We start from the raw sequence: 19,738 nt of genomic DNA, 5'->3' as shown, positions 1-19,738 counted from the left end.
CCGTGACGCCTGCCCGGTGACGCTGCCACGACCGTCCTCCCGGGCCGTCCTCCCGGCGGCGCTCCACCTGCGCTCCCACGTGCGGGGCGTTTAGCTTGATGAGGATCGACCCAATCTGAAGGTATGACCTTGTGATCCCTCCTCTCGTCCCCGTCCCCGGGAAGAGGGCAAGTCACCTGCCCATGTGTCGAACCCGTGACGGACAGGTCCGCCCGACGCCAAGCGGCTGAGGCGGATCCCAGCGCCAGCCCCGCCGGTGGCGCGGAGATCGGGAGAAGTCATGAAAGGCCGCGGAGAACCGCCGGAAGGGCCGCCCGAGAACCCCTCGGGCGGGGAGGACGAGTACCGCTCACTCGTCTTCGACGAATCGTTCGTCCGTGCTGCCCGGCTGCAGGAGTTCTCCGCCCAGGAGCGCATGGGTGACCACGCGCGCGCCGTGCGCTCCCTACCCGGCCGCCCCACCCGCCGGCACCGCTCCAGGGCGGGTATCGCTCTCGTCGTGCTGATCGCGCTGGCATTCGCCACCGCCGTCTACTTCGGCTTCCGCAACCCCTACCCGACACCCGTCGGCAGGCGCGCCGAACCCCTCCAGACCACGGTGATCCCGCTCGCCCCCCGAAGCCCCGTACCCGGAGGGGCCGCCGAGTCGCTCCTCGCCGACGGCCCGGCCGCCGGGCACCGGACGGGCGCCGCGGGCATCAACTTCCCGTCGGTCCGGCGGACGAAGAACTTCTCGGACAGCCAGGTGACCCTCGCCCTGACCACGGTGAAGGACTACCTGGTGGGCTCCTCCCTCGACCCCGACGTACTCACCGCGGGGGTCGTGAGGCCGGTCGGCCGGCTGCTCGACCCGGACCAGACGGCGCAGTTCGACCGGAGCATGGACTCACCGGCTGACGACGGCGAGCACAGTGCGACCGGCTGGCTGGTGCGCTTCGATCCGGCCGAGGTGGAACTGGCCGACTCCGACATCAGGGTCCAGGGCACCCTCTCCTACTCGGAAGCGGGGGCGGACACCCTGGAGGTGGTGTCCGACCACACCTTCACCTACGCGCTACGGCCCGCCGTGTCGGGCGCCCACCGGGCCGACGGAGCCTCGCTCTTCACCGTGCGCCGCGTCCTGCACTTCCTGCTCGACCGCGAGGACATCCGGCTGCACCGGCTGGAGGTCCGCAGCGCCTACGTCCAGGCCGGCCCGCAGTCGTGCTCGGCCGACACGGCGGGAGCGCTGCGTCCGCTGCTCGCAGGCGAGCGGGCGGACGCCCGGGGGCCCGCAGGCACCGACCCCTATGCCACGGGTGTGCCCGCGGCGGCGCTCTGCGGCACGCTGACCGTCAGCTCCCCGACCCGGAGCCCTCTTCGGGATCCGGGCGTCGCCAGGTCCCCTCGGAGCCGTCCGTAGCGTCCGAGGCCGGAGCGCCCCCCTTGCCCGCGCCGCCACCGGCGGCGCCCCCGCCGGCGGCTCCGGTGAATTTGTCGCGGAGCTTGCCACCGAGGTCGCCCGCACCGCCCGCGATGTCACCGACCAGCTTCATCAGCGGGTCCTTGCTGGTGCGCACCGTGTCTGCGTAGTGCGACGCGGACTCACGGAAGGAGTCCGTCACCGAGGTGTCCTTGTCCTCGTCGCGCTTGGGGTAATGGCCGTCCATGATGCGCTGGTAGTCGCGGGTCTCCGACCACTTCTTCAGCTCGGCCGCGCGGACCGTGGTGAACGGATGCGTCCGGGGCAGCACGTTGAGGATCTTGAGCACGGAGTCGCGGAGGTCGCCGCCCTTCTCGTACTCGTCGGCCTGGGCCAGGAAGGCGTCCACATTCATCTCGTGGAGATGATTGCCGCCGGCGATCTTCATCAGCCCTCGCATCGAGGCACGCAGATCCTGCCCCACCAGCAGTCCGGCGCGGTCGGCGGAGAGCTCCGACTTGCGGAACCACTCGCGCAGCGCGGTCACGATCGCCATGATCGCGACATTGCCGAGCGGGATCCACGCCACCTTGAGCGCCAGATTGGTCAGGAAGAGCAATATCGTGCGGTACACCGCGTGGCCGGAGAGGGCATGACCCACCTCGTGGCCGACGACAGCCCGCATCTCCTCCTCGTCGAGCAGCTCCACCAGCCCGGTCGTCACCACGATGATCGGCTCGTCGAGGCCGATGCACATGGCGTTGGGCTGCGGATCCTGATTCACATACATCGGCGGGACCTTCTTGAGGTCGAGGATGTAACACGCGTCCCGCAGCATGTCGTTGAGATGTGCGAACTGGGCGTCGCTCACCCGGACGGAGTCCGAGAGGAAGAGCAGCCGCAGGCTGCGCTCCGGCAGGAGGCCGCTCAGCGCCTTGAACACGGTGTCGAAACCGCTCAGCTTGCGCAGGGCCACCAGGGCCGAGCGGTCCGCCGGATGCTCGTAGGCCCGCGAGGAGATGTCCGGGAATCGCTTGCGGTGCCTGCTCGGCACGCTCTCGTGACTGGCGTCGGTCATGGATGGCCCCCTGTTCGTACGAGACGTTGCTCGTCCCCCTGGCAAAAGCCAGCGTATGTGCTGGCGCTACGGTGTGCGGGGGGCTGTGGATAACTTTGAGGAGCGCCCGGAATGCCGCACACCGCCGTCATGCTCGCCGCCGTGTCCGAGGACCAGGGACCGGGCAACACGCTCCGGATCGTGCTGCTCGTCTCGCTCGTCGGCGCCGCCCTGCTCGCCTGGTTCCTCCTGCGTGGATACCGCAACGACGACAACAACGACTGAGTCGGCGTGAGCGTGCCCGTGGCGCCCGCATACGATGTGGGCGACGTCTCCCTCCTGATTCCCGATGGATAGGTCCTGCAGAAGATGAGCCTCTCGAGCACCGCGCACCAGCTGGTCACCCTCGCCTCCGAAGGCGAGCAGGGTGGTAACCACGAAAGCCTCAGCCCGTACCTCACCGGTGGCGGCGCGCTCTTCGTGCTGCTGCTCCTGCTGTGGATCACCACCCGCTTCAACCGAGACCGCTGAGGCAGAGGCGAACAGCTGTGCCAGTAGGGTCTGCACGCATGGGAGAGCAGGAAGTGCCTACCGGCCGCGGCAAGCGCCGAATCGGCGTGATGGGCGGGACCTTTGACCCGATCCATCACGGACACCTGGTGGCGGCGAGCGAAGTGGCGGCCCACTTCCACCTCGACGAGGTCGTCTTCGTCCCGACCGGGCAGCCCTGGCAGAAGAGCCACAAGCAGGTCTCGCCGGCCGAGGACCGCTATCTGATGACGGTCATCGCGACGGCGTCCAACCCGCAGTTCTCGGTCAGCCGCAGTGACATCGACCGTGGCGGACCGACGTACACGATCGATACGCTGCGGGACCTGCGCGCGGTCCACGGCGACGCGGACCTCTTCTTCATCACCGGCGCCGACGCCCTGTCCCAGATCCTGACCTGGCGGGACGCCGAGGAGCTCTTCTCGCTCTCCCACTTCATCGGCGTGACCCGGCCGGGGCATCTGCTGACGGACGACGGGCTGCCCAAGGGCGGTGTCTCGCTGATGGAGGTGCCCGCGCTGGCGATCTCGTCCACGGGCTGCCGTGCCAGGGTCGCGCAGGGGGAGCCGGTCTGGTATCTCGTGCCGGACGGTGTCGTCCGCTACATCGACAAGCGCCAGCTGTACCGCGGCGAATGAGCCACGGAAAGGGGCACCTGTGACCGACCGACACGACCCGTACGACCCGTACCAGCAGCCGCAGATCATCGGCTACGACGAGTACGGGCAGCCGGTCTATCAGCAGCAGGGCCAGCAGCAGTACGACCCGTACGCCCAGCAGCCCCAGCACGACGGGCAGTCGCAGCAGGGCTACGGCTACGACCCGTACGCCGGTACGCAGCAGCAGTACGACCCGTACGCCGCCCAGCAGGCCCAGCAGGCCCAGCAGGCGCAGCCGACGCAGCAGGGGTACGGCTACGACGGCGGCTACGGCGCGTACGGCTACGACACCGGCCGGCAGCCCGCCGTGGACGACCCCACCCAGCAGTGGAACGCGCCCCAGGCCCCCGCCGCGCAGGCGGCCGCGCCCCCGCCCCCGTTCCCGGAACAGCGGAGTGAACCGGAACCGCCGGCGGACGCAGCCCTCCCGGGGCAACGTCGCGCCGACCGCGACTACCGCACCGAGCAGTTCTCCTTCATCGAGGAGCCCGACGAGGACTCCGAAGATGTCATCGACTGGCTCAAATTCACCGAGAGCCGCAGCGAGCGGCGCGAGGAAGCACGCCGGCGCGGGCACAACCGGATGGTCGCGCTCATAGTCGTCGTGGCTCTCGTGGTCGTCGGCGGAGCGGGCTACCTCTGGTTCGCCGGAAAGATCCCGGGAGTCTCGGGCAAGGACGAGCAGAACGCGACGGCGACGGGACCGCAGAAGCGGGACGTCATCGTCGTCCACCTGCACAACACCAAGAAGGGCGGCACCTCGACGGCGCTGCTCGTCGACAACGTCACCACCGGGCAGGGCACCACCGTCCTGCTCCCCAACTCGCTGGCCGTGGCCGCGGACGACGGGTCCACCACCACGCTCGGCAAGTCCGTCGACGACGACGGGTCGACCGGCACCCGCGAGGCGATCGACACCCTGCTCGGCACCAGCATCAGTGGAACCTGGCGCCTCGACACCCCGTACCTCGAGAACCTCGTCGAGCTCGTGGGCAACATCGAGGTCGACACCGACACCGCTGTGCCCGACTCCAAGAAGGGCGCGGCGCCCCTGGTGAACAAGGGGGAGGCGCAGACGCTGAGCGGCCCGATGGCCGTGGCGTACGCCACCTACCAGGGTGCGGGCGAGCCGGAGGCCAAGCAGCTGATGCGCTTCGGGCAGGTCATGCGCAGCGTGCTGCGCAAGCTGTCCGAGGACCCCAAGGCCGCGACCGTCACCATCGAGACCCTCGCGCAGATCCTCGACCCGTCCCTGCCGGAGCAGGACCTGGGCGCCTCGCTCGCGAAGCTGGCCGGTCACGCCAAGGTGGGCGACTACGAGACGGAGCTGCTCCCGGTCCAGAGCGACGGAACCCTCACCGACGCGGCGACCGAGAGCGTCGTCAAGGACGTCCTGGGCGGCAAGGTGAAGGCCCCGGACCAGGACGCGGCGGTACGCGTCGGCATCAAGAACGCCACGGGCAACACGAAGGGCACGGAGAACGCCAGGGTGCAGCTCGTCAACGGGGGCTACTCCTTCGTCGACAGCGGCAAGGCGGACACCGCCGCGTCGTCCGAGGTGGTCTACGGGGCCGCCGAGGACAAGGCGAAGGCGGTCGAGGTCGCCAAGACCCTGGGCCTGCCGGAGAGCGCTGTGAAGAAGGGCAAGCCGGCCGCGAACGCCGACGTGTCCGTCGCCCTCGGACAGGACTACAAGATCGCCGAGCCGACCTCGTAAGGGCTGTCGGCGGTCCGTGAGACCCTAGAGGTCGATCTGACCGCCGACGAAAGCCTGCATGTGACCGCCACGGACCGCTCCATCGAGCTCATCAACGCCGCCGCCCAGGCGGCGGCCGACCGGCTCGCGCACGACATCATCGCCTACGACGTCAGCGACGTGCTGTCGATCACCGACGCCTTCCTGCTGGCCTCGGCTCCCAACGACCGCCAGGTCAAGTCGATCGTCGACGAGATCGAGGAGCGGCTGCAGAAGGAGCTCGGCGCCAAGCCGGTGCGCCGCGAGGGCGACCGCGACGCCCGCTGGATCCTTCTCGACTACGTCGACATCGTGATCCACGTCCAGCACAGCGAGGAGCGCGTGTTCTACGCGCTCGAGCGGCTGTGGAAGGACTGCCCCGAGATCGCCCTCCCGGAGGACGCGCTCAAGACCCGGGGCAAGGCCGAGGAGCACGCCCAGCTCAACGGCGGCACGGAAGGTGACCAGAGCTGAACGGCAGCAGCAGCGGCAGGGGCCGCAAGATCGTCCTCTGGCGGCACGGACAGACGGCGTGGAATCTGGAGCGCCGTTTCCAGGGCTCCACGGACATCGAACTGACCGAGACCGGTGTCGGGCAGGCCCATCGCGCCGCCCGGCTGCTCGCCTCGCTGCAGCCGGACGCGATCGTGGCGTCCGACCTGCGGCGGGCGGCGGCCACGGCTGCCGAGCTCGCCTCGGTCACCGGTCTCGACGTCGCGCACGACTCAGCGCTGCGTGAGACGTACGCGGGCGCCTGGCAGGGCCTCACGCACGAGGAGATCGTCGGGCAGTACGGCGAGCAGTACGCCGCTTGGAAGCGCGGTGAGCCGGTCCGCAGGGGCGGTGGCGAGCTGGAGACCGAGGTCGCCGACCGGGCCGCCCCGGTGGTCCTGGAGCACGCCGGCAAGCTGCCCGACGCGGGCACGCTCGTCGTCGTGAGCCACGGCGGCACCATCCGGACGACCATCGGCCGGCTGCTCGGTCTCGAGGCCCACCACTGGGAAGGGCTCGGCGGGCTGTCCAACTGCTGCTGGTCCGTACTGGGCGAGGGCGCGCGTGGCTGGCGCCTCCTCGAACACAACGCCGGGACGCTTCCTGAACCGGTGCTCGGGGACGACGACTAGCGGGTGCCCGGAGGCCCCCTCGGGGCGCCGGGGGCCGGATTTCACTTTCCGGCTCGTCGCAGGCTAAAGTTCTTCTTGTTCGCAGCGCGGAAACGCAGGGAAACACAGCGAACAGCGGGGCTATAGCTCAGTTGGTAGAGCGCCTGCATGGCATGCAGGAGGTCAGGAGTTCAATTCTCCTTAGCTCCACAGTCAAGATCCCGTCCCCAGCAGGGGGCGGGATCTTTTTTGCCGTTCGTGAGGATGCGGTGCGGTGGTCCGCGCCGCCATGCCTCAACTGCCCTGGCCCGCCTGGGACAAGGGCCGACAGGGCGCGCCGGCTCCTTCTTCGCAGGCCGGCCGGCCGCTCCGGTCCTCTTCCTTGAGGGCAAAGCCGCCCAGCGGGGCGGTCGTCGGGCTGACCTCCTTGCGGGGTCATGGCAGAATCGGAGCGCCGGAGGGGGCGACGGACCGATCGGGAGGGAGCGCGGATGCCTGCGAGCCGCGTACGGGCCCCGGGCCCGCCCCTTACCCCCACCGCGACCCATCGCTCCGCGGGTCACCGCACCGCCGCTCATGGACCCACCGCGACCCGTTCTTCCGACGCCTCGCAAGAGGGTTCCTCCGCGTGCACGGCCTGCGGCCACCCCCGGAGCTGACCGGATGGGTGCACACAGGAGGAAGTGCGACTGGTGCGGCAGCGGTACGCCCATCGTCCGGGACATGGACCCCGTCAACGCGGAGTTCCAGTACTGGTGCGAGGAGTGCGCACGGGCGCTGATCATAAAAGGCGACCCCATCGAGACGTACCGGGAGCTCGAAGGGGAGCCCATCTACGGCCGACTCCTCGAGGAGCACTGCACCCTGAAGAGGTTCTACTCCTTCGCCACCGCCTGACGTGCTGTGTGCCTCCGGCGCACGCTCCTCATGTCCGGAGCAACCGCTGGTCAGGGCAGTGCGCGCCGGTCATATGCGGACAGAGTGGAAACGATTTTTGATGGGCCGGTGGGACCGTGTAATGTTCTCGATGTCGCCAGGGGAACCGGGCGGCAAACAGCACGGGGCTATAGCTCAGTTGGTAGAGCGCCTGCATGGCATGCAGGAGGTCAGGAGTTCAATTCTCCTTAGCTCCACAGTGAAGAAGCGGGTCATCCGGATCGGATGACCCGCTTCTTGTTGTGTCCGTCATCTCTGCCGCCGCCGGGACGCGCGGGTCAGCCGTGTCCGCTGCCCAGGGCCCTGCGCTGTGCACTCGGGAGCGAGGGGCGGTCTGCCGGTGCCTGTTCGATACGGAGTGCCAGAGCGGGGCATCTCCGTACGGCTCGCTGTGCGCGGCCCCGCAGGTGCATCGGAACAGTGGCGTCCGCGAGCGCCGGGTAGCCGTCCGGGCCCAGCCTGATCAGCTCGGGAACGATGTCCGCACAGAGACCGTGGCCCTGGCAGAGCGTCCAGTCCACCGCCAGCTTCTCGCCGCTCGGGATGGACTCCTCCAGGTCCTCGTAGCCGGGTGAAGGCAGCGGCAGCACCCCGAGCGTCTCCCGTCCGCAGCCGCCGTCCAGCACGTGCGCGGCGAGATCGTCCGTGAACGCCGAGAGGGTCGAGGTCAGGAACCGGGCGGATCCGTCCGGGTGTTTGCACGCCCCGCGGCCCTTCACCGCCTGGGTCACCTCGCGGAGCGCCTCCAGGGCGGCGGGGCCGCCGCCGTTCAGGACGTCCGAGAGGCCGCCCGCTGCGGCAGGCAGCCCGAGCTTGCACGGGCCGCACTGCCCCGCGGTCTCGGCGGCCAGCCAGTTCGCGATTCTCAGCGACTCGCCGAGCGGGCAGGTCTCCGGCCCGATCGGCAGGATGGCGCCGGCGCCGAGCGCGCCGCCCGCCGCGGCCAGGGAGGCTCTGGAGACCATGGCGTCGTGTGTGGCGAGCGCGTCGATCCAGTTGCCGTGGTAGCCGCCGGTGAGCACGCCCTGGGGCAGCGGCGGGGCGCCGGCCAGCTGCAGGACGTAGCGCAGGGGCACGCCGGTGGGTACCTCGATCACCATCGGGCGGGCCACCGCCCCGGAGACCGTGAGCAGGACCGTGCCGGGTTCGTCGGACAGGCCGGTGTGCCCGTAGCGGCGGGAGCCGAGCCGTGCGGCCACGGCGAGCTGCGCGTAGGTCTCCGCGTTGGACAGGAGGGTCGGGGCGCCGCCGACGCCGGACTCCGCGGCGCGCTCGCGGCGGCCCGGCGGCAGGGCGGGGCCGCCGTTCACCGCCCGGATGACCGCCGAGGCCTCTCCGGAGACCATGCGCTCCGGGGTGCGCACCACCCGGGCGCGCAGGTGCCGGCCACGCCGGTCGGACAGACCGCGTTCGGCCAGGGCGGTCCGTACGGAGATCTCCGTCGAGTTGCGTGTGACGGCCACGACCAGCGTGCGTGCGCCGAGCGCCTCCGCGGCCAGCAGGGCGCCGTCGAGGATGAGGTGCGGGGTGCGGTTGAGCAGCACGGTGTCCTTGCGACAGGCGGGTTCGCCCTCACTGCCGTTGATCACGACGACCGGCCGTACGCCGCGCCGTATGGAGGCCTTCGCCACGGCGCGGAGCTTCTTCCCGAAGGGGAAGCCCGCGCCCCCGCGGCCGCGCAGTGAGATGGACTCGGCCAGTTCGGCCAGCCGCTCGCCGGTCATCGGTTCGAGCGGGCCGTGCACCTTCAGATGCATGGCGAGGTCGAGGCGTTCCACCAGGTCGAAGCCGGTGGTCAGCTGGGGGAGTCCGACGACGCGGACCTCGGGCACATCGGGGAGGGGGACGTTCACGGTCGGTCTCCTGCCGGTGTGTTCCAGGGCTCTCCTGCCGAAGGCGGGTAGAGCGGGCCCGGCAGCTGCTCGGTCTCCTGGGTGGAGGCGGGGCCGGGGGGCGGGGCGTACGCGGGCCTGAGCGCCTGCGCGGGAGGCGCGGGGGCCGGAGCGGGCCAGCGGTCGTGCGTCGGCTCCGGCGGGCGGCCGGAAGGCCGGGAGACGGCCCGGTACGCCGCGGAGATGCCGGGCCGAGGCCCCGTCGCCGGTGCCGGAACCGGGCCCGGGGAAAGTCGCTCGGAGCTGCGCGGCGGGGGTTCGTACGGAGGTGCCCCGTACTGCTGGTGTCCGTACTGCGGCCGGTCGTACGGCTGGGGCTCGTACCTCGGTGGTTCGAAGGCTCCTGGCGCCGGGGCCGAAAGCGTCCTGGGGCGGACCGGGGTCCCGCGCGCGCCGCGGTCGTCGTCGCCCCAGCCGGGTGCGTCGGTGGGCAGGCCCCGGCCGGCCGGTGGCGCCGTGTGTTCAGGGCGGGGGAGCGGGGAAGGGCGTATGACCGGGTCGGGCGCGGACAGCGGGCCGTCCGGACGGATCAGGCCGGTGACCAGATCGGTGAGCAGACGCTTGGTCGGGCCGGGAAGCAGCCGCAGGGCGAGCACCGCGGCCACCGCCGTCACGCAGAGCATGTACATCACGACGACCCAGGTCGCGGGTTGCCTGCCGGCGTACAGTCCGTGCACCAGTGCGAAGCACCAGGCCGGGTAGGCCAGTGCGTGCAGCGCGCGCCAGCGGCCGGCGACCCTGCCCGGAGTGGCGAAGGCGCTGCGCATGGCGCCGGTCGCCGCCGTGGTGATCATCAGCAGCCCGGCGAGCGAACCGAAACCGATGAGGCCGGCCGTGCCGCCCACGCCCGTGCCGAACGGTATGAGGGCGCCGAGCAGACCGACGTGCCCCAGGGCGACCTTCACCGTGCCGTGCAGCAGGAGGAACCCGAGCGAGGCGACGGCGGCGGCCCGGTGGATGCCCTGGCAGACGATCCGCTGGCGGGTCGAGAGGAACACCCGGTCGGTGGCCAGCAGGCCCCAGGCGACCGCGGCGGTGAGGGACACCAGCGTCAGGACACCGGTGGTGAAGTCGAATGCGGCGCGCATGCCGTCGCTCCCCGCGACGGCGAGCAGAGGGATGAGAACCAGCGCCGCGACGGTCAGCCCGCCCTGCACCGGGCGGCTCATCCCTGGGCTGGGACTCATGGAGGGGGACGTACGGATCCTGCGATGAGGCTTCATGGGGGGCGACTCCGAATGGCTCGGCAATGCGGTCCCGTTGCGGCATGCTAGGTCGCCGTCTACCGGCCGGTACGAGGTTTGAACTGTTGCCCCGATAGGAGGCAGTACGCGGAGTAACCTCCGGAGTGTGCGGGTCGTGTGGAAGGTTGGCGCGGGTAGCGTGCCTTCCGGACGCGGGGCGCCGGGCCCCGGGGCGGCCCCTCTGCCGCATATGTGCCGGGCCGGGCCCCGGGCCTGTGCGGTACCCTGACGCCATGCGTGCCGTACGCCTTCTGCTTAGCGAGCCGCGCTGATCATTCCCGACCGGTGAGAATGCCTGGTCGGACTCGGCGCGGCGTCCCCTCCTGTGCGAGGGGATTTTTCGTTTCCGTAGACGTGTGTCCGTAGACGTGGGCGCCGGCAGATGACGATCGATGGAGCTTTGAGGATCATGAGCGAGACGAATTCCGCGGCCGAGGTGGCCGCGCCGCACCGCTACACGGCAGCGATGGCCGCCGACATCGAGGCACGCTGGCAGGACTTCTGGGACGCCGAGGGGACGTACGAGGCGCCCAACCCGACCGGTGACCTGGCGGACGATCCGGAGCTGGCCGCCAAGCCGAAGAAGTTCATCATGGACATGTTCCCGTACCCCTCGGGGTCCGGCCTGCATGTCGGTCACCCGCTGGGCTACATCGCCACCGACGTCTACGCCCGCCACCAGCGGATGACGGGGCACAACGTCCTGCACACCCTGGGCTTCGACGCCTTCGGCCTGCCGGCCGAGCAGTACGCCGTGCAGACGGGCACACACCCGCGGGCCTCCACCGAGGCCAACATGGAGAACATGAAGGTCCAGCTGCGCCGGCTGGGGCTGGGGCACGACAAGCGCCGCTCCTTCGCGACGATCGACGCGGACTACTACAAGTGGACCCAGTGGATCTTCCTGCAGATCTTCAACTCCTGGTACGACACCGACGCCGACCGCGCCCGCCCGATCGCCGAACTGGTCGCGCAGTTCGAGAGCGGTGAGCGCCCCGTCCCCGGCGGCGGTCAGTGGGACGCGCTGAGCGCCGCCGACCGCGCCGACATCCTGGGGCAGTACCGCCTGGCGTACGCCTCGGACGCCCCCGTCAACTGGTCGCCCGGGCTGGGCACCGTGCTGGCCAACGAGGAGGTGACGGCCGACGGGCGCTCCGAGCGCGGTAACTTCCCGGTCTTCAAGGCCAAGCTGCGTCAGTGGAACATGCGCATCACGGCGTACGCGGACCGTCTGCTGAACGACTTGGACGGCCTGGACTGGCCCGAGGCCATCAAGCTGCAGCAGCGCAACTGGATCGGCCGTTCCGAGGGTGCGCGCGTCGACTTCCCCGTCGACGGGGCCGGAGACATCACCGTCTTCACCACCCGCCAGGACACGCTGTTCGGCGCGACCTACATGGTGCTGGCGCCCGAGCACGAGCTGGTCGAGCGGATCATCCCCGCCGCCTGGCCGGAGGGCACCCACCCGGTGTGGACCGGCGGTCACGCGAACCCGGCCGAGGCCGTCACCGCGTACCGCAAGCAGGCCGCGGCCAAGTCCGACGTGGAACGGCAGGCGGAGGCCAAGGACAAGACCGGTGTCTTCACCGGCGCCTACGCGACCAACCCGGTCAGCGGTGAGAAGGTCCCCGTCTTCATCGCCGACTACGTCCTGATGGGTTACGGCACCGGCGCGATCATGGCCGTACCGGCGCACGACGCGCGCGACTTCGCTTTCGCGCGCGCCTTCGAGCTGCCGATGCGCTGCGTCGTCGAGCCGGCTGACGACCGCGGCCTGGACCCCTCGACCTGGGACGACGCCTTCGGCTCGTACGACGCGAAGCTGGTCAACTCCGCCAACGAGGGGATCTCGCTGGACGGTCTGGGCGTCGTCGACGCCAAGGCGAAGATCACCGAGTGGCTGCAGGCGCGCGGCGTCGGCGAGGGCACCGTCAACTTCCGGCTGCGTGACTGGCTGTTCAGCCGCCAGCGCTACTGGGGAGAGCCCTTCCCGATCGTGTACGACGAGGAGGGCATCGCCCACCCGCTGCCCGAGTCGATGCTGCCGCTGGAACTGCCCGAGGTCGACGACTACTCGCCGCGCACCTTCGACCCGGAGGACGCCGACACCCAGCCCGAGACCCCGCTGTCCCGGAACGCCGACTGGGTCAACGTCACCCTGGACCTGGGCGACGGCTCCGGCCCGCGAAAGTACCGCCGTGAGACCAACACCATGCCGAACTGGGCGGGTTCCTGCTGGTACGAGCTGCGCTACCTGGACCCGCACAACGACCAGCGGCTGGTCGACCCGGCGATCGAGCAGTACTGGATGGGTCCGCGCGAGGGCCAGCCGACCGGTGGCGTCGACCTGTACGTCGGTGGTGCCGAGCACGCCGTGCTGCACCTGCTGTACGCGCGCTTCTGGTCGAAGGTGCTGCACGACCTGGGGCACATCTCGTCCGTCGAGCCGTTCCACAAGCTGTACAACCAGGGCATGATCCAGGCCTTCGTCTACCGGGACAGCCGCGGTATCGCCGTGCCGGCAGCCGAGGTCGAGGAGCGCGACGGGGCGTTCTACCACGGCGGCGAGAAGGTCAGCCGCGTCCTGGGCAAGATGGGCAAGTCCCTGAAGAACGCCGTGACGCCCGACGAGATCTGCGGCGAGTACGGGGCGGACACCCTGCGGCTGTACGAGATGGCGATGGGCCCGCTGGACGTCTCGCGTCCGTGGGACACCAGGGCCGTCGTCGGCCAGTACCGGCTGCTGCAGCGGCTGTGGCGCAACATCGTCGACGAGGAGACCGGTGAGGTCACCGTCGTGGACACGGAGCCCGGCGAGGACACGCTGAGGGCGCTGCACAAGGCCATCGACGGTGTCGGCCAGGACATGGCGGGGATGCGGTTCAACACCGCCATCGCCAAGGTCACCGAGCTGAACAACCACCTGACGAAGGCCGGCGGGCCGCTGTCGCGGTCGGTCGCCGAGCGGCTGGTGCTGCTGATCGCTCCGCTGGCGCCGCACGTGGCGGAGGAGCTGTGGCGCCGGCTGGGTCACACCGAGTCCGTCGTGCACCAGGACTTCCCGGTCGCGGACCCGGCCTACGTCGTGGACGAGACCGTGACCTGCGTGGTTCAGGTCAAGGGCAAGGTCAGGGCGCGCCTGGAGATCTCCCCGTCGATCTCGGACGAGGAACTGGAAGCGCTGGCCCTGGCCGACGAGAACGTCGTCGCCGCACTGGGCGGGGCCGGGATCCGCAAGGTGATCGTGCGGGCGCCGAAGCTGGTCAACATCGTCCCCGCGTAACGGCGCGGGCGCCCCGGCGGTCCTCACGGGCGTGCCAGGGCTCTCCCCTACGGGCAGGTTGGGGGTTCCGGTGGAACCCTCGGCCTGCCCGTTCCGTTTACGGTAGAAGGGGCGACCGCACGCGGCTGCCGACCGACAACCCGAGGGGCGTTCATGGAAGCCGTGATCCTGATCCTGACGCTGCTGTTCGTGGCGTTCTTGGCGCTCGGGGTGTACGCCGGTGTGAAGACGGTGCGCGCCGCCAAGCGTGGTGTGGACCGGACGATCACGCAGGCGCGCCGCTCCGTCGAGGACACCGCCCTGCGGGCCAAGAGCTACGGTCAGCCGGGCGTGCCGGGGGAGCTCGCGCAGCTGAGGCTCACGCTGCGCACGTCGATGCGGGCGACCCAGGAGGCGCTGAACGCCGGGGCGGCGGAGGACGCCTCCCTGTCGGAGTCGCTGGGACTCTTCCAGCGTCTGAGCGCGCACGGACGTGAGCTCGACAACGAGCTCAAGCGGCTGGAGCGCGAGCCTGACCGGGCGACCGTGGCCACACTGCTGCCGGGCCTGAAGGAGCGCACGGAGCGCATCACACACTCGGCGGACTCGCTGCGCTGGGCGGCGCGTGACCGGGCCCGGCAGTTCGCCGACGACGACCTGGCCGCACTCAACGCGCAGATCGACCTGGAATCCGGGGCTCTGCGGCACTGGACGACCGAGGAGCCGGCTGCACAGGCCGATACGGCCGGGCACAGCTGGAGCGGGCCCGCCGACGAGGAGACGCCGCCCTCGCTCACCCCTCCGGACCCGCGGCTGCGCACGGGCTACCCGTGGCAGAAGTCGGCCAAGCCGGAGACCACGAACTGACGGGCAGCGGCGGCGGAAACGGTGACTCGGGCTGCCTTCGGCGCGTCCGGGTGACGCGCACGGGTGCGTCCTGAACGCCTCCGAAGAAGATCGGGGTACGTCAAGTACGGCCCCGCGACCGACCTGAAATGATCAGCAGGCCGGTCCCGGGCTGCCGTGCCCCCGCCCCGGAAGGTAACCTCCGGCTCATGTCCCGCCATGTCGCGATCGTCACCGATTCAACGGCCTACCTGCCGCCCCAGACGATGGAACGGCACGGCATCACCGCGGTGCCGCTGACCGTCGTCCTGGGTGATCAGGCCCTGGAGGAGGGCACGGAGATCTCGGCCCGGTCGCTGGCGCAGGCCCTGCAGAAGCGCAGCTCCGTGACCACCTCACGGCCCGGTCCGGAGGTCTTCTCGGCCGCGTACCGAGCCGCGGCCGAGGCGGGAGCCACCGGCATCGTCTCCCTCCATCTGTCGGCCGAGTTCTCCGGCACGTACGACGCCGCCGTGGTCGCCGCGAAGGACGCGCCCGTGCCGGTGCGCGTGGTCGACACCGGCATGGTCGCCATGGCCCTGGGATTCTGCGCGCTCACCGCGGCCGAGACCGCCGAGTCGGGCGGCGGGCTGGACGAGGCGGTGGCCGCGGCAGAGAAGCGGGCGGCGGGCACGTCGGCGTTCTTCTACGTGGACACGCTGGACTACCTGCGCAGGGGCGGGCGAATCGGTGCGGCCCAGGCGCTGCTGGGATCGGCCCTGGCCGTCAAGCCGCTCCTTCAACTCGACGGCGGGCGCATCGAGATGCTGGAGAAGGTACGGACGGCGTCCAAGGCGATCGCACGGCTGGAGGAGATCGTCGCCGCGCGGGCCGGAACGGGGGCTGTGGACATCGCCGTCCATCATCTGGCCGCTCCGGACGGGGCCGAGCGGCTGGCGGAGCGGCTGCGGGGCAGGGTGCCCGGACTCGTGGACCTGCATGTGAGCGAAGTGGGTGCGGTGATCGGGGCGCACACCGGGCCGGGGCTGCTGGGCGCCGTGGTCGCACCCCGCTGAACGTCACTCCGGCGGGTGATGCGGTTATCCACAACTGGCGAGTTATCCACCGTAATTGGGGCAGCTCGGCGGGTTTTCCCGGAAGTGTCTAGCGTCGTGAGGCATGACACTCCGTTCACTTCTCGCATCTGACCGTGCTACCGACCGGCAGAGCCGGGCCGGCGCCGCTACGCCCGCACACCGGCCCGCGGATCTGCCCGCACACGCGGCCATGGACCCGCCCGCGCACCGTGCCACGCACCGCGCAGCCCGCCGTGCGTCCCACGGGCCGGGCCCGGCGGGGCGTGCCCGGCACAGGTCCGGTGTCCGCCCCGGCGGAGCGGCGGGCAGTTCGCCCGGCGCCGCGTCCGGCGGACGGCACGGGCGCCGACGGCCCACTCCGCGCGGGTCGGACGCCGAGATCGCGGCAGCTTCCCGGCTCCGCGCGGACGCGCTCATGGCCGCCGACCGGACTGCGCCCGCGCCCGGGGTGGCGTCCGGGCCTGCCGGGCCTGCGGCTACTTCTGTCACGGAACCGGCAGTGGCCACGGCTACCGCGCTGCCCGGCAGGCCCGGACGAGCCCGCGTCGCACCTTCCTGGGCAGTGGCCACGCAACCGCGCCCGGCATCCGACGCGAGTTCGGGGACAGACCCGTCAGCCCCGCCGGGTCCGCTGCGACGCGCAGTGCCCGACGACTCCGGTGTGCGGAGGCCGTGGTGGCGGGAAGCCGGGCCCGCTCTGCGGGATCGCTTACCCCTGTGGGTGCAGCTGCGATGCGGCCTGGAGCCACGGGCGCTCGCCGCCCTTGCCGTCGTCCTGGTCGGGGCCGCGGTGTTCGCGGCGGCCCACTTCTGGTCGGCCCGTCCCGAGCCAGTACGCGCGCCCGACCGGGTCGCGGAGGCCGCCGCGGTCCAGGACGGCGGGCCGGGGGCCCCGAAGGCTCTGCCGGGCCTCACGCCCGGTCCGGGCGCGGGAGCGCGGACGGGCACCGCGCCCGGCGGGCAGATCGTCGTCGACGTGAGCGGCAAGGTGCGCCGGCCGGGGATCCAGTATCTGCCGGCCGGTTCCCGCGTCGCGGACGCCCTGCGCGCCGCAGGAGGTGCCCGCGCGGGTACCGACCTCTCCGCACTCAACCGGGCGCGTGTCCTGACGGACGGTGAACAGGTAGCGGTGGGCATGCCCGCCGCCCCGCCGCCGGCGGGTGGCACGGGGGTGGGCGGCGGCGCGCCGGGAGAGGGCGGGCCGGCGGCGCCGGTGAGCCTCGGCACGGCCACCGTCGAGCAGCTCGAAACCCTGCCGGGCGTCGGGCCGGTGCTCGCCCAGCACATCGTCGACTACCGCACCGAGCACGGGGGTTACCGCTCCGTCGACGAACTCCGCGAGGTCAACGGCATCGGGGACCGCCGGTTCGCGGATATCCGGCCGCTGGTCAGGCCATGACCGGTCCTGACGTCCACGCGGACTCGGGCGGCCGACTGGGCGCCGCCGACCCGCACCAGGAGGCTCCGGCCGATCTGCGGCTGGTCCCTCCGGCCCTGGCGGCCTGGGCGGCCTCAGTCCTGGCACTGGGGGCGCCGGGCCGGTGGGTTGCGGTCGGGGCCGTCCTCTGCGGATGCGCGGGGCTCGGCCTCATCGCCGTACCCCGGATCGTGCCGCGAGCAGAGCCCCGCGGTGCGCTCGGGGCGGCGTATCCGACGGGCCCGGCGGATACGGCGGCTGCGGGCTCAGGGCCCGCGAGGGCGCCCCGGCGTGCCGGGACGCGAACCACGGCCGCCGCCGGGGTGCTGCTCTGCGCCGCGGCCGGCGCGGCTGCGGCCGGACTCCACGGCGCGGATTCCCGTAGTGGCCCCGTCCCCGGACTGGCTGAGTCGTACGCGCGCGTCGTGGCGGAGGTGACCGTCACCTCCGACCCCCGCCGGACCCGGCCGCGTGTGCAGGGGGACCACAGCACGCCCGTCTCCCTCCTTCTGGACGCCGAGATCGACCGGCTGACCGCCTCCGACGGCACAGTCACCAGGCTCAGCACTCCCGTTCTCGTCATGGTCGCCCCTGGTGACGCGGCGGCGCGGTGGCAGCGGCTGCTGCCCTCGACAGGCCTCCGCATCAGCGGGCGGCTCGCACCACCGCGTCACGAGGGGGAGCGCATCGCGGCCGTGCTGGGCACCGACGCGAACGACCCGCCGCAGGTCACCACGGAGCCCACCCTCCTCCAACGCGCGGCAGGGCGGCTGCGGTCCGGCCTGCGCGAAGCCACCGACGGGCTCGACGCCGATGCGCGGGCCCTCCTGCCGGGGCTGGTGGTCGGCGACACCTCACGGGTTCCGCCCGACCTGCACGACGCCTTCAAGGCCACCGACCTCACGCACCTGCTCGCCGTCTCCGGCGCCAACCTGTCCATCCTGCTCTTCCTCCTCATCGGCCCGCCGGGGACGGCGTCGCGCAGCGAACGCCGCGGGCTGGCACCCCGACTGGGTATCTCCCTGCGCATGACCGCCCTGACGGGTGGCGGCATCGCGCTGGCCTTCGTGATCGTCTGCCGTCCCGAGCCGAGCGTCCTGCGCGCGGCCGCCTGCGGCCTGATCACGCTGCTCGCCATCGGGACGGGCCGGCGCAGATCGCTGATTCCCGCACTGGCCGCGGCCGTTCTGCTGCTGGTGCTGTACGACCCGTGGCTGGCCCGTAGTTACGGGTTCCTGCTGTCCGTGCTGGCCACCGGGGCGCTTCTCACCCTCGCGCCCAGGTGGAGCGGCGCTCTTCAGCGGCACGGGGTCCCGGCACGGCTCGCGGAGGTGCTGGCCGCCGCGGGAGCCGCTCAGGCGGTCTGCGCGCCCGTGGTCGTGGTCCTCGCGTCCAGGGTCAGCCTGGTGGCGATTCCCTGCAATCTGCTGGCCGAATTCGCGGTGGCGCCCGCGACGGTCCTGGGGTTCGCCGCCCTCGCCGTGGCCCCCGCGTCCATGCCGGCCGCCGAGGTGCTGGCCGGGATCGCCGGCTGGCCGGTCGGGTGGATTGCCTCCGTGGCCCGCACCGGGGCCGCACTTCCCGGGGCGGAGGCGGACTGGCCGGGCGGCTGGCGCGGCGCGGCCCTCCTGGCGGTCCTCACGGCCCTGCTGGTGCTGTTGGCCCGCCGCCTCGCCCGCCACCCCTGGGTCTGCTCCGCCGCCGCGCTCCTTCTGGTGCTCGCGGTGCTGAGGCCGGTGCCGCTCACCCGGCTCGTGACGGGTTGGCCGCCGCCGGGCTGGGCCTTCGCGCTCTGTGACGTGGGACAGGGAGACGCCATGGTGCTCGCCGCCGGGGACGGCACGGGAGTGGTCGTGGACACCGGTCCTGAACCCCGACTCGTGGACCGCTGCCTACGCGACCTCGGCATCACCCGTGTGCCGCTTCTGCTCCTGACCCACTTCCACGCCGACCATGTGCGCGGCCTCCCCGGCGTGCTGAGGGGCCGCGAGGTCGGCGCGATCCAGACCACGAGTCTCGACGAACCGCCGGAGCAGGCGGCCTTCGTGGAGAGAACGGCTGCGGCGGCGCGTGTTCCGATGGTCCGGGCGGTTGCGGGGGAGCGGCGCCGGGCGGGGCCCCTCGACTGGCAGGTCCTCTGGCCCGGCGCGCCGGGGGCGGCAGCGGCCTACGTGACCGAGGAGCCGAACGATTCCAGCGTCACGCTGCTCGTCCGGTCCGGCGGGCTGACCCTGTTGCTCCTCGGCGACCTGGAACCCCCGGCGCAGCAAGGGGTGTTGCGCAGCCATCCGGTGCTGCCCCGGGTGGATGTGCTGAAGGTCGCGCACCACGGCTCCGCCCACCAGGACGCCGCGCTCCTGCGCAGCGCGCGCCCGAGATTCGCGCTGATCAGTTGCGGCCGGGACAACCCGTACGGTCACCCGGCGGCCCGTACGGTCGAAGCGCTCGAGGCGGCGGGAGCGAAGGTCCTGCGCACCGACGTCCACGGTGCGATCGCGGTGACGGGTTCCGGCACGGGGCTGCGTGCGGCAGGCCGGTCATGAAGGCGAGTCGCGCCCTG

Annotated in this window: 16 protein-coding genes and 2 tRNA genes; 15 read left to right on the top strand and 3 right to left on the bottom strand. The window is 71.6% G+C overall.

The genetic code is table 11. The features are described 5' to 3' along the window. Window positions 1-280 precede the first annotated feature (280 nt). Window positions 281-1,402, top strand: coding sequence for a hypothetical protein (locus tag OG379_RS13195; protein WP_405662310.1), 1,122 nt, complete (start codon window positions 281-283; stop codon window positions 1,400-1,402). Here the strand turns inward: OG379_RS13195 and OG379_RS13190 are convergent. Next, entirely contained in the window at window positions 1,335-2,480 is a 1,146-nt protein-coding gene (locus OG379_RS13190) for a M48 family metallopeptidase (RefSeq protein WP_405662308.1), read from the bottom strand. The genes OG379_RS13195 and OG379_RS13190 overlap by 68 nt on opposite strands. 111 nt (window positions 2,481-2,591) lie before the next feature. Between OG379_RS13190 and OG379_RS13185 the strand changes: the two genes are divergently transcribed. From OG379_RS13185 to OG379_RS13145, 9 genes are all read left to right on the top strand, one after another. Next, a complete protein-coding gene (locus OG379_RS13185; RefSeq protein WP_187355734.1) occupies window positions 2,592-2,744 on the top strand; it encodes a hypothetical protein in 153 nt (50 codons plus the stop codon). Window positions 2,745-2,828: 84 nt separating this feature from the next. Continuing rightward, a complete protein-coding gene (locus OG379_RS13180) occupies window positions 2,829-2,990 on the top strand; it encodes a hypothetical protein (protein WP_164493695.1) in 162 nt (53 codons plus the stop codon). Between the two features lie 38 nt (window positions 2,991-3,028). Then, complete coding sequence (gene nadD, locus OG379_RS13175; RefSeq protein WP_393759465.1) at window positions 3,029-3,646, top strand: nicotinate-nucleotide adenylyltransferase; 618 nt, start codon at window positions 3,029-3,031, stop codon at window positions 3,644-3,646. Window positions 3,647-3,665: 19 nt separating this feature from the next. Continuing rightward, on the top strand, window positions 3,666-5,384 hold the full coding sequence (locus OG379_RS13170; RefSeq protein ID WP_405662305.1) for an LCP family protein: 1,719 nt from the start codon (window positions 3,666-3,668) through the stop codon (window positions 5,382-5,384). 60 nt (window positions 5,385-5,444) lie between these two features. Continuing rightward, the gene (gene rsfS / locus OG379_RS13165) at window positions 5,445-5,876 is read left to right on the top strand and encodes a ribosome silencing factor (protein WP_099172529.1); all 432 of its coding nucleotides are present in this window, start codon (window positions 5,445-5,447) and stop codon (window positions 5,874-5,876) included. Then, window positions 5,873-6,526, top strand: coding sequence for a histidine phosphatase family protein (locus OG379_RS13160; RefSeq protein ID WP_393759485.1), 654 nt, complete (start codon window positions 5,873-5,875; stop codon window positions 6,524-6,526). Before rsfS ends, OG379_RS13160 begins: the two co-directional genes overlap by 4 nt. 116 nt (window positions 6,527-6,642) lie before the next feature. After that, window positions 6,643-6,715: transfer RNA gene (locus OG379_RS13155), tRNA-Ala, on the top strand. Window positions 6,716-7,168: 453 nt separating this feature from the next. Then, the gene (locus tag OG379_RS13150) at window positions 7,169-7,402 is read left to right on the top strand and encodes a hypothetical protein (RefSeq protein WP_033305681.1); all 234 of its coding nucleotides are present in this window, start codon (window positions 7,169-7,171) and stop codon (window positions 7,400-7,402) included. A 163-nt stretch (window positions 7,403-7,565) separates the two neighbouring features. Then, window positions 7,566-7,638: transfer RNA gene (locus tag OG379_RS13145), tRNA-Ala, on the top strand. Between the two features lie 81 nt (window positions 7,639-7,719). Here OG379_RS13145 and OG379_RS13140 read toward each other — a convergent pair. After that, window positions 7,720-9,294, bottom strand: a complete 1,575-nt coding sequence (locus OG379_RS13140; protein ID WP_405662303.1) for a ferredoxin — start codon at window positions 9,292-9,294, stop codon at window positions 7,720-7,722. After that, window positions 9,291-10,520 carry a hypothetical protein gene (locus OG379_RS13135; RefSeq protein WP_405662301.1) on the bottom strand — a complete coding sequence of 410 codons (1,230 nt, stop codon included), beginning with the start codon at window positions 10,518-10,520 and terminating at the stop codon, window positions 9,291-9,293. The genes OG379_RS13140 and OG379_RS13135 overlap by 4 nt, the downstream gene beginning before the upstream one ends. Before the next feature lie 466 nt (window positions 10,521-10,986). Here OG379_RS13135 and leuS point away from each other — a divergent pair, with 466 nt between their 5' ends. The 5 genes from leuS to OG379_RS13110 all read left to right on the top strand — a co-directional run bounded on the left by leuS (window position 10,987) and on the right by OG379_RS13110 (window position 19,721). Then, complete coding sequence (leuS, locus tag OG379_RS13130; protein WP_405662298.1) at window positions 10,987-13,860, top strand: leucine--tRNA ligase; 2,874 nt, start codon at window positions 10,987-10,989, stop codon at window positions 13,858-13,860. A gap of 153 nt (window positions 13,861-14,013) precedes the next feature. Continuing rightward, a complete protein-coding gene (locus OG379_RS13125) occupies window positions 14,014-14,706 on the top strand; it encodes a hypothetical protein (protein WP_405662297.1) in 693 nt (230 codons plus the stop codon). Between the two features lie 188 nt (window positions 14,707-14,894). Continuing rightward, a complete protein-coding gene (locus OG379_RS13120) occupies window positions 14,895-15,740 on the top strand; it encodes a DegV family protein (RefSeq protein WP_405662295.1) in 846 nt (281 codons plus the stop codon). Window positions 15,741-16,482: 742 nt separating this feature from the next. Further along, complete coding sequence (locus tag OG379_RS13115; RefSeq protein ID WP_405662293.1) at window positions 16,483-17,160, top strand: ComEA family DNA-binding protein; 678 nt, start codon at window positions 16,483-16,485, stop codon at window positions 17,158-17,160. Next, the gene (locus tag OG379_RS13110) at window positions 17,157-19,721 is read left to right on the top strand and encodes a ComEC/Rec2 family competence protein (protein WP_405662291.1); all 2,565 of its coding nucleotides are present in this window, start codon (window positions 17,157-17,159) and stop codon (window positions 19,719-19,721) included. Before OG379_RS13115 ends, OG379_RS13110 begins: the two co-directional genes overlap by 4 nt. Window positions 19,722-19,738 lie beyond the last annotated feature (17 nt).

Origin of the sequence: Streptomyces sp. NBC_01166 (assembly GCF_045039765.1) — a bacterium.
Lineage (GTDB): Bacteria > Actinomycetota > Actinomycetes > Streptomycetales > Streptomycetaceae > Streptomyces.
The sequence above is the reverse complement of the archived record's forward strand: the minus strand, read 5'-3'. Positions and strand labels throughout refer to the sequence as shown.

Bases quoted from the DNA above. Each gene is read 5' to 3' on its own strand.
- leuS (WP_405662298.1), top strand. From the start codon at position 10,987: ATGAGCGAGACGAATTCCGCGGCCGAGGTGGCCGCGCCGCACCGCTAC.
- OG379_RS13195 (WP_405662310.1), top strand. From the start codon at position 281: ATGAAAGGCCGCGGAGAACCGCCGGAAGGGCCGCCCGAGAACCCCTCG.
- OG379_RS13150 (WP_033305681.1), top strand. From the start codon at position 7,169: ATGGGTGCACACAGGAGGAAGTGCGACTGGTGCGGCAGCGGTACGCCC.
- nadD (WP_393759465.1), top strand. From the start codon at position 3,029: ATGGGAGAGCAGGAAGTGCCTACCGGCCGCGGCAAGCGCCGAATCGGC.
- OG379_RS13110 (WP_405662291.1), top strand. From the start codon at position 17,157: ATGACCGGTCCTGACGTCCACGCGGACTCGGGCGGCCGACTGGGCGCC.
- OG379_RS13190 (WP_405662308.1), bottom strand. From the start codon at position 2,480: ATGACCGACGCCAGTCACGAGAGCGTGCCGAGCAGGCACCGCAAGCGA.
- OG379_RS13120 (WP_405662295.1), top strand. From the start codon at position 14,895: ATGTCCCGCCATGTCGCGATCGTCACCGATTCAACGGCCTACCTGCCG.
- OG379_RS13135 (WP_405662301.1), bottom strand. From the start codon at position 10,520: ATGAGTCCCAGCCCAGGGATGAGCCGCCCGGTGCAGGGCGGGCTGACC.
- OG379_RS13180 (WP_164493695.1), top strand. From the start codon at position 2,829: ATGAGCCTCTCGAGCACCGCGCACCAGCTGGTCACCCTCGCCTCCGAA.
- OG379_RS13185 (WP_187355734.1), top strand. From the start codon at position 2,592: ATGCCGCACACCGCCGTCATGCTCGCCGCCGTGTCCGAGGACCAGGGA.
- OG379_RS13125 (WP_405662297.1), top strand. From the start codon at position 14,014: ATGGAAGCCGTGATCCTGATCCTGACGCTGCTGTTCGTGGCGTTCTTG.